Source organism: Streptomyces sp. NPDC007971, from assembly GCF_042958635.1.
Taxonomy (GTDB): Bacteria; Actinomycetota; Actinomycetes; order Streptomycetales; family Streptomycetaceae; genus Streptomyces.
The window spans coordinates 41,890-55,381 of record NZ_JBIBJK010000036.1 but is presented as its reverse complement, the minus strand read 5'-3'; the positions used below and the strand labels follow the sequence as shown (position 1 = coordinate 55,381).

Sequence of the window (13,492 nt, the reverse complement as noted above, 5' to 3'; positions counted from 1 at the left end):
GGGATCCGGTCGAGGCGTTCGACTCGGGTGGTTGCTCGTGTCCAGTGGTCGCTGACGGGTGTGAGGGTGACGATGCCTCGGGGGACGCCTCATACCTCCGACGAGCACCGGACTGGCCAGCTGAACAGTCAAAACCCGCACCATCACAGAAACTTGACGCGATCAAGACGGCTTCGCCCGTCCAAACCTCCTGGCTTGACTCTGTCGGTGATCTTGGAGCCGCCGTCAGCCGCTGATGGCCGGGCAATGCAGGCGACTTGATCGGTGGCCGCCATCAACCGGGGCTGCCTCGCTGTGTCCGTGGCGCACCCGGCGCAACTCGGCCCTCGACGCCCACCGTGGCGGTTGCGCCGGCCAGGAGTATGCGGCGGTTGTTCGAGCGTGTCATCACAGGGGCCTTACGGTCGAGAGAGTGAAGCGGGTCGTTCGGAGAGATGTGGCAGTAGGGGAACGGATTGCAATGAGACGGCGAAGTCGCCGGCGGCCGTCCCTTTGTGCCGGCCCGGTCTCGTTGTGTGGCGCGGTCATCGCTTCCGCAACAGGCGCCTATCTCCGGCTGTCCGCCCCGTCCCGTGGGGATCCCGGAGTCTCGGTGCGTCCCGCCTGCCGTACGGTCGGAACAGCGGTCGGAACGCCGGTCTGGGCGAGGAGGCACAGTGCTGCCGCTGAGGTGGTGTCGGTGTCGGCGGTCGCCACGACGATGCGCTGGCCCTCTTCCTGCGGGACGTTCAAGGTCTGGAGGTTGAGCTGCATGCGGCCTACGAGCGGATGGTGCATGCGGTACGTCGCAAGGTCCCACTTCCTGACCCGGTGCTCGGACCACATCGTGGTGAACTCCGCGCTTTTCATGGCCAGTTCACCGATCAGCGCGGCCAGCCGGGGATCGTCCGGATACTGCCCGACGGCGAGCCGCAGCTTCCCCACCACGTCCCTGGCCTTCTTAGGCCAGTCCGCGTCGTAGAGGTCCCGGGTGTGCGCGTCCAGGAAGACCAGCCTGGCCGTGTTCGGGCGCTGGTCGGGCTGATCGGGGATGTGCGGGTCCAGATGCCCGGCGAACAGTGCGTGTCCCGTGCGGTTCCAGGCCAGTACGTCGCTGCGGCGCCCGAGCACGACCGCGGGTGCGTCGCCGAACGCGCCGAGCAACTGCTGGGTCGTTTCACCCGCCCGCTCCGGCGCGGGCCTGCGCCGGGTGCCGGTGCGGCGCGAGGCGCGGGCCAGGTCGTGCAGATGGGCCCGCTCCACCTCGTCCAGACCGAGGGCACGGGCCAGCGCGTCCAGCACCTCCGGTGACGCGTTGAGCGAGAGCCCCTGCTCCAGCCGCGTGTAGTAGGACAGGCCCACCCCGGCGAGCTGCGCCAGCTCGTCGCGGCGCAGACCCGGCACGCGACGGCGCTCTCCGAAATCCGGGAGTCCCACGTCCGCCGGCTGCAACTGCGACCGGCGGGTCTTGAGGAACTCCCCCAACCGCGGCTTCTTGTCCATGCGCCGAGTATCGAGCACCAGGACGCCGTGCAGCCTGCCCCTGGCAGGGGCAGGCTGCGAGCGGCCGACGCCAGCACACTCGGAGCCACGAGCAGGACGCAGGGTCGGCCCCGGAACGGAACACGGGCGGGGGCCGACCGGTGTCACCGGCCCGGAACCCGGTATGGCGACCTCGCCGTGCACGCGGCCCCGGCTTCGGCTCGGCCCGACTCACTCGGACACGGCATCCCCGCCCACCACGTCCCGGACGCGATGTCCGGCGTACCGGCCGGGCCGCGTCTCACGAAAGGGAAACAACATGTCTGCGCTGTACACCACCGAGGCCCTGTCGACCGGTGACGGTCGCAACGGCGAGGTCCGGTCCCTCGACGGCGTCCTGGACGAAGTCCTGGCGGTCCCGAAGGAGATGGGCGGCCCCGGCGGCGACAAGACCAACCCGGAGCAGCTCTTCGCCGCCGGATACGCCGCCTGCTTCCACAACGGACTCCGCCTGATCGCGAGCGGGCAGGGGGTCGAAGTGTCGGCCTCGACCGTGCAGGCGAAGGTGAGCCTGCTGGCGCGGAAGGCCGGCGGTTTCACCCTGGCCGTGTCGCTGACCGCGCACCTGCCGGGCCTGGAGCAGTCCACCGCCGACCAGTTGGTGAAGGCCACCCATGAAGTGTGCCCGTACTCCAACGCCACCCGGGGGAACATCGAGGTGACCCTCACGGCCACGGTCCAGTAAGGGACCAGGGACTTCGGACAGCCGACGCCCCCGAAGAGCCTCAGAGGCTGCCGCCGCCGCGCGGTGGCGGCAGCCGTGCCCACCAGGCCCGTTGGCCACCACAGCCGGGGGCGTTCGGCCGGTGGAACTCTCCCCGTCGCGCCGCGCGGCAACCCCGGCTTCGCACTCCTTGCTGTGCTCCCGGCGCCTGCAGCCTGCCTGAGCGACGAGGACACGTCGGCGCCGAACGGCCTCACTTCCGCCGGCGAAGCCCTGAGCCGCAATCCCCACTTCCCAGAAACCGCGTGCCCAGTGACCACTATCGGACATACCGCGGACGGCGGTACGAAGGCGTGAAGTCCAGGCTCGATCCGCTGTCCATGGCGGCGGTGGCAGTCACCGTGGTCTCCGTCTCGGCCACCGCCCCGCTCACCGCCGCCGCCTCCGCCTCGCCGCTCGCCATGGCCTTCTGGCGCAACTGCCTGGGCTTCGCCGTACTCGGGCCGCTCCTGCTGTTACTGCGCCGTCGCGAGGTGGTACGCGTCGCCCGAGGTGAGCGCGGCGTCCTGCGCCGGGAGCAGTGGCGGCCCCTGGTCCTCGGCTTCCTCGCGGCCACGGCGCTCGCCCTCCACTTCGCGTCCTTCATGACGAGCACCCGACTGACCTCGGTCGCCATGTCCACGGCCCTCGTCGCCACCCAGCCCGTCTGGCAGGCCCTCATCGCCGCGGGCCAGGGCGTCCGGACGCCCCGCCGGACCTGGGCGGGTCTCACGCTCGCCGTGGTGGGAGCGGCCGCGGCGGGCGGTCTCGACATCAGGTCCGGCGGCACGGCGCTGCCGGGGGACCTGCTCGCCCTCGTCGGGGCCATCGCCCAGGCCGGGTACACCGCGCTGAGCGAACGGTCGCGCGCGGATGTGAGCACACCGCTGTATTCGACGTTCACTTCGCTGGTCTGCGGTGTGGAACTCCTCGCCGTCTGCCGGCTGGCCCACATCCCGCTGACGGGCTTCGACAGATCCACGCAACTGTCGCTGCTCGGGCTGCTCGTCCTTCCCCAGATCCTGGGACTCGGCTCACTGAACTTCGCCCTCGGCAGGACATCGGCGACGACCATGAGCGTCCTGCTCCTGCTGGAGACCCCCGTGGCGGCGCTCGCCGCGTGGTGGTTCATGGGGCAGGGCATCAAGCCCGCGACCGTGCCCGGGCTCCTGTTGATCATCGTCGGCGTCACGGTCGTGGTGACGAGCGGCGTCGCGGAACAAGCCACGGCACAGCAGGGCAGACAGCACAGTACGGAAACGCCGCCGTACCCGGACTCCGCCAGACAGGACCCTCGAGTGGACTGGGCAAGGTACCCCCGGGACGAGAGCCCAACGGCCACCCTCACTTATCACGGTGCGGGGTCGTTCGACACCCTGCTCCTGCGCATGCCGCGCATGCCACGTACGGAGGAAGAGGAGCCGAACCCCGACGGTCCCGCCGAGGCATGGGCGGACCGCGGTCGGCAGCGGTAGGTCAGTCGCGGTCGTCACCCGCGCGTGGCCGGGGCGCTCCATCCGTGTTCGAGGAGGTCGAAGGCGACCTCGACGGCTCGTCCGGGGTCGTCGGCGCGGTGGGGCGAGCGCGGAGGTCTCCAGGGCGAAGCGGGCCAGGGCGGCGCTGCGCAGGTCGTCGGGCGCGACGCCGTGGGAATGGGCGATGGCTCGGGCGAGGGCGTCCTGATGGCGCATCCACATGCGGTGGGCGTAGCCGCTGAGGGCGGGGGTGGTCCTCACCAGGTTGAGGAAGTCGGCGTAGCGGGTGCCGGAGTCGACGGCGCGGATGCGCTCGCGCTTGACGTACGCACAAAGCGCCTGGGGGACGGTCGCGCCGGGGGCACGGTCGCGGACGGCGGCGACGAGGCCGGCTTCCTGGTCGGCCTCTTCGTCGAAGACGAGCGCCTCCTTGCTGGGGAAGTGCTTGAGGAGGGTGGTGGTGGACACGTCGGCGGCCTCGCCGATCTCGTGCAGGGGCACCGTGTCGTAGCCGCGTTCGATGAAGAGGTTCAGGGCGGCGTCGGCGAGCGCCTGGCGCGTGGCGGCCTTCTTGCGCTCGCGCCGTCCTGCAGGTGTCGTCATGGTCACATCGTACACAAAGGTGCCTGACACAAAAAGTTGCACCGTTGCACTTATTTGGTGGTTGTGCTTTTGTGGAGCAGCCGGACGGAACCCGATCGTGCCGGCCCCTGCCCCGCACACCCGCGACAAGGAGAACGACCATGAACCGCATCGCCGTCATCGGCGCCGGACCCGGCGGCCTGACCTGCGCCCGCATCCTCCAGCGCCGCGGCATCGACGTCGCCGTCTACGACTCCGACGCCTCCGCGACCGCCCGCGACCAGGGCGGCACCCTCGACATGCACCCCGACACCGGACAGCACGCCCTGCGCGCCACCGGCCTGTGGCCCGGCTTCACCGCCCTGGCCCGCCCCGAGGGCGAGCAGATGCGCCTGGTCACCCGCGACGGCCGCATCCTGTTCGACGCCGCCCCGCCCCAGGACGGCCAGGGCAACCCCGAGATCGACCGCGGGCAGCTCCGCGACCTCCTGCTCGGCTCCCTCGCCCCCGGCACCGTCCGCTGGGGCCACAAACTGGAGCGCGCCGAACCGCTCGGCGACGGCCGCCACCGCCTGCACTTCACCCACGGCCACAGCACCGAGACCGACCTCGTCGTCGGTGCCGACGGCGCATGGTCCCGCGTGCGCCGCATGCTGACGGACGCGGTCCCGATCTACACCGGCGTCACCTTCGTCGAGACCGGCCTGAACGACGCCGACACCCGCCACCCGTCACTGGCCGCCCTGACCGGGAACGGCACCATGATGGCCCTCGACAACAACCTCGGCTTCGTCGCCCAGCGCAACAGCGGCGGCCACATCCGCATCTACGTCGGCATGCGCACCCCCCAGGACTGGCACCAGCAGGCCGGCGTCGACCTCACCGACCCCGCCGCCGTCCGCGACGCCCTCCTGCACCGGTTCGCCGACTGGAGCCCCGCCCTGCGCGGCTTCATCACCGACACCGACACCGGCTACACCAACCGCCCCCTGTTCGCCCTGCCCGTCCCCCACACCTGGGAACCCACCCCCGGCGTCACCCTGCTGGGCGACGCCGCCCACCTGATGTCCCCCTTCTCCGGCATGGGCGCCAACCTCGCCATGCGCGACGGCGCCGACCTCGCCCAGGCCCTCACCGAACACACCACAGTCGACGACGCCGTCACCGCCTACGAGAAGATCCTCATCCCCCGCTCCGTCGACGCGGCCGAGGGAGCCGCCGAAGGCATCGACGGCGCCTTCGCCCCCGACAGCGCCGAGCAGACCCTCGCCCACATGACCGCCCGCCACTGATACCCCCCCTCGCCGGCTCGGCCGCCTCCGGGTCGCGCAGGGGCCGCAGTCCCTCGCCCGGCCCGCTGCCGGCGAAGTTGAACCGGCAGTGTCCTGTGAATTTGATGTGCCGGAGGGGACCTCAAACGCCCTCACATGGGCAGGTGTTGACCCCCTATCACGACAAGGTTCCCCCACGCCATGCGCACCAAGCTTGATGCCGTCTCCATCACCGCCGTGCTGGTGACGGTCGGCGCGTTTTCCGCGACCGCGCCCCTCACCGCGTTCGCCACCGGCTCCGCGCTCGCGCTGGCGCTGGGCCGCAACGCGCTGGGGCTCCTGACCCTCGGACCGGTGGTCGCGTTGATCCGCCGGCGCGAGTTCGGGAAGGTTTTCCGCGGCGAGCGTTTTCTCGTGCGCAAGGAGCAACGCCGAGGTGCTCTCCTGGGCGCTCTCGCCGGTACGGCGCTGGCCGCGCACTTCGCCACCTTCATGTCCAGCACCCGGATGACCAGTGTCGCCATGGCGACCGCCCTGGTCGCCACCCAGCCCGTCTGGCAGGCCCTCATCTCGACGCTGCAGGACCACCGGCTGCCGCGCGCGACCTGGGCCGGCCTCGGCGTCTCCGTGGCGGACGCGGCGATCGCCAGCGGTATGGACGGGCGGGCGGGCACCGCAGCGGTCGTGGGTGACGCGCTCGCCCTCGCGGGCGCGATCGCACTCGCCGGCTACACGGCGATCAGCGAACAGGCCCGCCCCGATGTCAGCACGATGGTGTACTCGGTGCTGTGCTCCTCGGTGTGCACGGTGGAGCTGCTGATCCTCTGCCTCGTGACCGGAACGCCTCTGTTCGCCTTCGACGGTGGCACCTGGCTCGCCCTGCTGGGTCTGCTGATCTTTCCTCAGCTGCTCGGCCTGTTCTCCCTCAATTTCGTCCTCGGGCGGGCGCCGGCCACGGCGGTGAGCATCTTGCTGCTGCTGGAGGCACCTGTGGCCGCGCTCATCGCCTGGCTGTGGCTCGGCCAGCTGCCCGCCGCGACAGCGTGGCCGGGACTGCTCATGATCATGCTGGGAGTGACCGCGGTGGTGGTCGCGGACGCGCGACGCGCGGACCCGGCGACGGACACGGACACAGTCACGGACATGGACACCACAGGCGAGGTACGTGGTCTCGTCGCTTTCCCGCAGCATCCGCTCCTCGCCCTGAACCACATACCCGGTGGCGACATCCACGCCTTTCTGTGGCGCGAAGCGCACAGGGGACGCTTCAGGGCGGTCGAGGACACCATAAGGAAACTGGAGAACGAGGCCGTCCGCCTCCACGGCGCCAAGTCCAAGGAGGCCACGCACTGGATCGAAGTACGCGCCGTCGTCGCCCGCGTCGCCGCGGACCACGCCCTCTCCGCCCGGCTGTGGCTGACCGCCGCCCGGTTCCACGCCTCCTCGACACACCAGGATCTCCCCAGCACGCGCACCTGCCTCGACCACGCCTACCAGGAATGGTGCGGCGTGACGGACGAAGATGTCATCGACGAACTGGCCTCAGCTTTACGGGCAATGTGCCGGCAGGACCCGCACTACAGCACGGAGATGCTTGCCACCCTGGACAGACGCCTGCTGCACAAGACCGTTCACTCCCATCAGCAGTGAGCGTCATGGCGCCGCACGAAGCTGTGCGGCCTCGTGGCGCAGTGCCCCCACGGTGGCCGTCACCTCGGGAGAGCGGTCGCGGACCGTGACGGCGACGATGGCCCGACCGAGCCAGGCGGGGTCGTCGACCTGGACGGTGCGGACTCCGGTGGGAACCGCGGCCGCGGCTACTTCGGGGAGTACGGCGACGCCGAGACCGGTGGCGACGAGGCCGAGGCGAGTGGGCCATTCGCGGGCGGCGTAGGCGATCCGCGGGTGGTCGAGGGTCGGCCAGGCGCCGAACTGCGGGTCGTCTCGGAGGCCCTTGCCGACGATCCAGGGTTCGTCCCTCAGCTCGGTCACCGGGATGGTTCCGCGGCCGGCGAACCGGTGGTCGGCGGGGACGGCGAGCAGAAGGCCGCCGTCGAGGAGCAGGTCGCGGCGCAGGCCCTCGACATCGTAGGCGGGCAGGTCCGGTCCCACCCCGATCACTGCGACGTCGATGCGGTGAGCGCGGAGCTGGCGAAGCTGCGTGGGCGAGGACGCCTCGCCGAACTCGACGATCAGACCCGGGTGCTCGTTTCCCAGGCGGGCCAGTGTCCTGGGGACGAGCACGGCGGCGGCCGAGGGGAACGCCGCGATGGCGACTCGTCCGGTGACGTGGTCCTGCAGTCCGGCGAGGTCTGTGCTGACGGCGTCGATCTCGTTGAGGGCCGTCGTGGCTCGGCGGGCGAGCATCATGCCCGCGGGAGAGGGGGCCACCCCGCGGGCGCCCCGGACGAACAGCGGTACGCCCGCGGCGGCTTCCATCGCCGCCACCTGACGGGACACCGCTGACTGCGTGTATCCGAGTGCGTCGGCCGCGGCGGTGAACGATCCGGTGTCGACCACTGCCTGGACGACGCGGAGACCGGTGAGGGAGAAGTCGGCCATGCCGTCATCCTGACACATTCCAAAACCGCATGTCTTCCATGTAAGACCTTCGCTGGTGGAATGCCTGGATCAGCAGCACGCTGGAGTGGCAACAGCAAGCAATTCACGCACAGGGAGCACCGGTCATGGCGAAGACGTGGTTCATCACGGGCAGTTCGAGGGGGTTCGGCCGCGAGTGGGCAGAGGCGGCGCTCGAACGCGGCGATCATGTCGCGGCGACGGCTCGGGACGTCAGCCTGCTGACTCCTTTGGCCGAGCGGTACGGGGACGCGGTATTGCCGGTCCGGCTCGACGTCACCGACCGTTCCGCGGTGCATGAGGCGGTGCAGCTGGCCCACTCGCATTTCGGTTCGCTGGACATCGCGGTCAACAATGCCGGCTACGGGCATTTCGGCATGGTCGAGGAGGTGAACGAGGACGACCTCCGGGCTCAGATGGAGACCAATTTCTTCGGCGCGATGTGGGTCACGCAGGCCGTGCTGCCCTTCATGCGGTCGCAACGCTCGGGAAGGATCCTGCAGGTGACCAGCGAGGGAGGCGTACGTGCATTCCCCGGCATCGGTGCGTACCACGCCTCGAAATGGGCTCTTGAGGGGCTGTCGGAGTCCCTGGCGCAGGAGGTGGCAGCCTTCGGCATCCACATCACCAACGTCGAGCCCGGCCCCTATGCCACCGACTGGCTGGCTCGCGGGGCACGGCACAGTGAGCGCCACCCGGACTACACCGAAGTCCACGCGGCCACCGCGCAGGATTTCGAGGTGGGCGATCCGCGCGCGACCCGCGACGCGATTCTTCGGATCGTCGATGCGGAGCGGCCCCCACTGAGGATCTTCCTCGGCAAGTCCTTCACCGACGTCGCTGGTCTCTACGAGGAGCGTCTGAGTACCTGGCGTAAGTGGCAGCCGGTCTCCCTGGCTGCGTTCGGTTGAGTGGGTGTCCTCACCGTCCCGCTTCCAGCCCGGGCCGGATGAGGATGCAAAGCTGCCAGCCGGCTTCGTGGTGCCCGGCCGAGAGGGGCGCAACAACTCTTCATCGAGTTCGAGGCACCGTTTTCCGGGTTCATGCCGGAAGCCCGTGACTTCAAGGTCCAACTGCAAGCGAGGGTCGGCCACTGGCCCCAAATCCCGTGGCTGCTGAGCGAGATCCTCGCCGGCTTCTCCTCAACTCCTCCGCGAGGTGGCGGCTCTACCCGGTCCCGGCCGCTCTTCTACAAGTCCCTGCGGACCACGGCGTACGTCGCCACCTGGCGAGGCCGGAGTGCCCAAGCCGGTCAACGCTCTGTCGAAGTCCGAGGCGGCCGAGGAGGAAGGGCCGACTGTGCCTCTGTCCTGCCCCGCCGGGCCCATGCTCGTGGCACCGGCAAGGGAGGCCGTCATGCCCTACGGCCCCCGGCTCATGTCCTGATCATCAATGCTTCGGCCAGGCTGAGCCCGTCATCGCGGGCACGGGCCCTCTGGCAGGAATGGGGCGGGCTGGACCGGCCCTCACGTCATTCGGGTCCGCGGCCACCATGCGGCCTCCCCGAGAGCGCCCGCGGTCACGGATGCTTCGTACGGGCGGCTGAGGCTTGCCGGGTGTCCGCGCCGGAGCTGACGTGTCGCTGGGTGTGCTGGGGGCCGTGCCAGTCCAGGCACATCACGGTGGCGTCGTCCTCGAGGCGGCCGCCTGCCGCGTCGAGGACTGCGGAGGTCAACATCAGCGCGGTCTCCCGCGGGTGCAGATCCCGGGTCCTCTCCAGCAGGTCGGCAAGGTCGACCTTGTCTCCGTGATGTTCGAGCATGCCGTCGGTCAGCATGAGCAGACGGTCACCGGGGCGCAGACCGATGTCCTGGACGCGGTAGGGGTGGGGTACGCGCACGGACAGCCCGAAGGGATGGTCCACCTCGCAGGTGATCGTCTCCGTGATCCCGTCGCGCATGCGCAGGGGCCAGGGATGGCCGGCGTTGACGAGCTGGGCCCGCCCGGTGTGGAGGTTGATGCGCAGCAGCTGCCCGGTGGCGTGGCCGCGGTTGTGGTCGGCCAGGGCCTGGTCGGCCAGGTGGGCCTGCTCCGCGAGACCGGCTCCTGCGCGGCGGGCGCCGCGCAGGGCGCCCACCAGGACCGTGGCGGCCAGGGCGGCGTCGATGTCGTGGCCCATGGGATCGGTCACCGATATGTGCAGGGTGTCGCGGTCCAGGGCGTAGTCGAAGGTGTCGCCGCTGAGGGCTGCGGAGGGCTCCAGACTCCCGCACAGAGTGAACTGGGCGGCCTCGCACGAGAGCGACGGCGGCAGCAGCTGGTACTGGATCTCCGCTGCCAGGGTGGGTGGCCGGGAGCGTTTGCCCCAGGTGTACAGATCGGTGAAGCGCCCGTTGGCGATCACGACGTACGCCAGCACGTGGGCGGCTTCCCCGACCGCTTCCAGGACGTCCGGGTCGGGTGTGGCCTGCAGGAGCAGTTCCAGCAGTCCGATGGCGTCTCCGCGGTTGGTGACCGGCACGATCACCCGCTGCCCCTGGTCTGTCGCCTCTTGATACGGCCGCTGGGTCCGGATCACGACCTCGTAGACGCTGCCGAAGAGAGGGATCCGCTCCGCTTCCCGCCCGTCCTCCACCGCCCCGGCTGTGGAGAGCCGCCCCACTGCCTTCCCCGTCAGATCGACGATGAGGAACGACACCTTCGTGGCACCGAAGCGCCGCCGCAGCTCCTCCGCGAACACGTCGACGGCCTCCACCGGCGCCGCCATCTCCGCAGCCGTCAGCAGCTCGGGATACCCACTGCGCCCACCACTCACGACCGCGGTCCTTTCACCGCCCCCTAACAGGGTGGAAGCTGCCACGCCGAGCGTCAACCGCGGCCCATCACGGGCCATGCTTCGACTGCACCGCCGCGATCAGGCGACGGCCTCGTTCGCTGACGGTCAGGATTCGGCCGACGGCCTGCGTGCTCGAGTCAGGCTGAGGTCTTCGGCTGCGCCCCGCCCTGGGTGCGCATTTGCTCGTTGATGCGCTGGGCTTCTTCGAGCTGGTCTTCGAGAACGACGATGCGGCAGGCGGCCTCTATGGGGGTGCCCTGATCGACGAGTTCGCGGGCGCGGGCGGCTATGCGCAGCTGGTAGCGGGAGTAGCGGCGGTGGCCGCCTTCGGAGCGCAGTGGGGTGATCAGGCGGTGTTCGCCGAGGGCGCGGAGGAAGGCGGGGGTGGCGCCGAGCATCTCGGCGGCCCGGCCCATGGTGTAGGCGGGGTAGTCGTCGTCGTCGAGGTTGTCGACGGGACGGGGACTGGCAGGGGGCATAGACCTCTTCTTCCGGGGACGCGTCGGGGGGCCCGGGTGCCGTGCTGGCACCCGGGCCCCGAGCTTGCAACACCATCTACCGGCCAACTGCGCCGGCCTTCTGTGACCGCAGGTTCCGCCTGGGAGGACGGGGCTGCGGGGATCGCGGATGCGTGACCGGGGACCACCTTCCAATCCGGGGCCTGCGGTACCCGGACGGACTGCTTCCTCGCCCGGGCGATCCTGATGGCGTTCTGCTCCTTACTTTCGGTTACTGGGTTGTACTGCTGGGGTACCGCGGGTACTGCTCACGGCCGTTGTGGGCCGCGTCCTGCTTGACCTGCTTGCACGGCAGTTCATGTCTGCCGTGCCCACTTCGACTTCCTGCGTACGACAAAACAGTAACCCCACAATGAGCCAATGTCTACTCTCTCCACAACAGGTTTTCTTCTGGGCTGACGCATGCGCCCCTACCGTATGCGCACCCGGAAGAGTGCTGCCTTTGGTGACATCGCCGACCCGAAGGGCGTCCAGGCCGGGTGGTCGGCGTCGAAGACCGCCTGCCGCACATCGCGCCCCGGCACAGTGCTCCCCGAGGCCGTCGCCGAGACCGTCGACCGGAGCATCACCGGCGTCCGGGGACGTACTCCGATGAAGAGGACGGACGTTCTCCGTCGGATGGCGCCGACCATCAGCCGCGCATCGCCGCCGTCGCCAAGGCCCGAACTGGTAGTGGACGACGGCGACTACTCCTCCGGGGAATGCGCCGGCCACCGGCGACGGGTCGCACTCTGCACCTAGATTTGGCAATTGCCGAGATCAGAGAGCGTTTCTGCTGGGGCTCTCGCTTGGAGACCGGCGATCTCCAGGAGCCGTACCGACCGCTCGGCATCAGCCCGTCCCGCGTCCCACGGACCACGGACCACGGACCACGGACCACGGACCACGGACCAGGGTGGCCGGGGGCGTGCCGTAGACCCGGCCGACAGCGGCTGACCAATTACCGCTGGCCACCCCGTCCGGCTACGAAGCCGTCACCGTCAGTCCAGGAGTCAGACCGCCGAGCGGAGCCACAGCAATCATCACTGTCTCTCCAGCGCCCCAGACCCACGTCGCCGGGCCTGGGTCGGCTCACCACCGTGTGAACTCCAGCCCCCGTGGACGCTGCGGCCGATCGGGCTTGCCCAAGCCGAGTAAATCGGCCGGTCGTGGGAACGATCAGGGCTTACGAACGGGCATCTCCGCTCGCCTACGCGCAAGGATCGCCGATGCTTCCTGAGGTCCGCCCCCACGTATCCGCTGCCTGGCAAGCCAGTTGGAACATCAATTGGGTCTGGCTTCGTGTCTCGAAGCCACCCATCTCGATGTGGAGGGCGTCGCCGGCATCGCAGTCGTCGCAGCCGCCCACTGTGATGGCTATGCGGCCACCGGCCATCTCCTCGGGCTGCTGGCCGCGCTGCCTGCCCCCACCGCAGCAGGAGAACGCTTCTGGTCGGACCTGTGGAGGTCTTCGGGCACCGCTTACCTGCTGCCCGTCAACGTCAAAGCTCTGGTGCTGCGTGCTCTGGCAGGAGAGGGGACCGCCCTGGCCCGGCAGATCCTCTCGGCCGTCGATGAGATGACGCCGCCCCAGCGCGTCGCTGCCGGGGAGGTGATCGGTCAAGCCCTCGCCGAGTCCGACCATCTGCCCGACCTCAGGACACAGGTCATTGGGGAGTTGTGGCTCCGGGATCTGGAACTGACCGCCTGGCGCGTTCTGCATGCGGACCGCAGATGGGACGATCCTGCTGGACGGCAAGCCTTCGTCGACGCCTGGACGGGTGCCTGACCGCCTGCCTCTCCAAGCTGCACGAACAGCCGCAGGGCCTGCGGTCCCCGAGCTCGACGACGCCTGCAGCGACTGAGTTCAGGGGTACCGCCCAGGTCCCACCGGCCCCCGCGCCGCAACAGCAGGGCCGCGCAGCAATGGCTGCGCGGCCCCTGATCATGTGCTCCCCGCGTTGAACCACTTCACAGTTCCCTTGGCCATGGTCATGCCTTCCAGTCGGTGAACGCCTCCCACTCCATGTGGCAGACGGAGGTGATCGCCCTGGTCTCTGCGGCACAGCACAGCAAAACGCCCACAC

Annotated in this window: 10 protein-coding genes and 1 pseudogene; 6 read left to right on the top strand and 5 right to left on the bottom strand. The window is 69.7% G+C overall.

The genetic code is table 11. The features are described 5' to 3' along the window. Positions 1–546 precede the first annotated feature (546 nt). The gene (locus ACFZCP_RS43520) at positions 547–1,482 is read right to left on the bottom strand and encodes a helix-turn-helix domain-containing protein (RefSeq protein ID WP_391442298.1); all 936 of its coding nucleotides are present in this window, start codon (positions 1,480–1,482) and stop codon (positions 547–549) included. Positions 1,483–1,780: 298 nt separating this feature from the next. Between ACFZCP_RS43520 and ACFZCP_RS43515 the strand changes: the two genes are divergently transcribed. Together ACFZCP_RS43515 and ACFZCP_RS43510 are read left to right on the top strand one after the other, a co-directional pair. Further along, complete coding sequence (locus tag ACFZCP_RS43515; protein WP_391442297.1) at positions 1,781–2,206, top strand: Ohr family peroxiredoxin; 426 nt, start codon at positions 1,781–1,783, stop codon at positions 2,204–2,206. A gap of 332 nt (positions 2,207–2,538) precedes the next feature. Beyond that, positions 2,539–3,699, top strand: coding sequence for an EamA family transporter (locus ACFZCP_RS43510; protein ID WP_391442296.1), 1,161 nt, complete (start codon positions 2,539–2,541; stop codon positions 3,697–3,699). 477 nt (positions 3,700–4,176) lie between these two features. On the opposite strand, the pseudogene ACFZCP_RS43505 reads toward ACFZCP_RS43510, so the two are convergent. Continuing rightward, positions 4,177–4,302, bottom strand: a pseudogene (locus ACFZCP_RS43505) (TetR/AcrR family transcriptional regulator); the annotation flags it as partial. Positions 4,303–4,442: 140 nt separating this feature from the next. Here ACFZCP_RS43505 and ACFZCP_RS43500 point away from each other — a divergent pair. Both ACFZCP_RS43500 and ACFZCP_RS43495 read left to right on the top strand, forming a co-directional pair. Next, positions 4,443–5,573, top strand: coding sequence for an FAD-dependent monooxygenase (locus ACFZCP_RS43500; protein ID WP_391442295.1), 1,131 nt, complete (start codon positions 4,443–4,445; stop codon positions 5,571–5,573). Positions 5,574–5,753: 180 nt separating this feature from the next. Beyond that, positions 5,754–7,202 carry an EamA family transporter gene (locus ACFZCP_RS43495; protein WP_391442294.1) on the top strand — a complete coding sequence of 483 codons (1,449 nt, stop codon included), beginning with the start codon at positions 5,754–5,756 and terminating at the stop codon, positions 7,200–7,202. Between the two features lie 3 nt (positions 7,203–7,205). On the opposite strand, the gene ACFZCP_RS43490 is transcribed toward ACFZCP_RS43495, so the two are convergent. Continuing rightward, positions 7,206–8,114: a LysR substrate-binding domain-containing protein gene (locus ACFZCP_RS43490; protein WP_391442293.1), complete on the bottom strand. Its 909-nt coding sequence runs from the start codon at positions 8,112–8,114 to the stop codon at positions 7,206–7,208. A gap of 125 nt (positions 8,115–8,239) precedes the next feature. On the opposite strand from ACFZCP_RS43490, the gene ACFZCP_RS43485 reads away from it, so the two are divergent. Further along, complete coding sequence (locus ACFZCP_RS43485) at positions 8,240–9,043, top strand: SDR family NAD(P)-dependent oxidoreductase (protein WP_391442292.1); 804 nt, start codon at positions 8,240–8,242, stop codon at positions 9,041–9,043. 608 nt (positions 9,044–9,651) lie between these two features. On the opposite strand, the gene ACFZCP_RS43480 is transcribed toward ACFZCP_RS43485, so the two are convergent. Together ACFZCP_RS43480 and ACFZCP_RS43475 are read right to left on the bottom strand one after the other, a co-directional pair. Continuing rightward, positions 9,652–10,839, bottom strand: a complete 1,188-nt coding sequence (locus tag ACFZCP_RS43480; RefSeq protein WP_391442316.1) for a SpoIIE family protein phosphatase — start codon at positions 10,837–10,839, stop codon at positions 9,652–9,654. 206 nt (positions 10,840–11,045) lie between these two features. Continuing rightward, the gene (locus tag ACFZCP_RS43475; RefSeq protein WP_391442291.1) at positions 11,046–11,387 is read right to left on the bottom strand and encodes a MerR family transcriptional regulator; all 342 of its coding nucleotides are present in this window, start codon (positions 11,385–11,387) and stop codon (positions 11,046–11,048) included. Between the two features lie 1,306 nt (positions 11,388–12,693). On the opposite strand from ACFZCP_RS43475, the gene ACFZCP_RS43470 reads away from it, so the two are divergent. After that, entirely contained in the window at positions 12,694–13,194 is a 501-nt protein-coding gene (locus tag ACFZCP_RS43470; RefSeq protein WP_391442290.1) for a hypothetical protein, read from the top strand. Positions 13,195–13,492 lie beyond the last annotated feature (298 nt).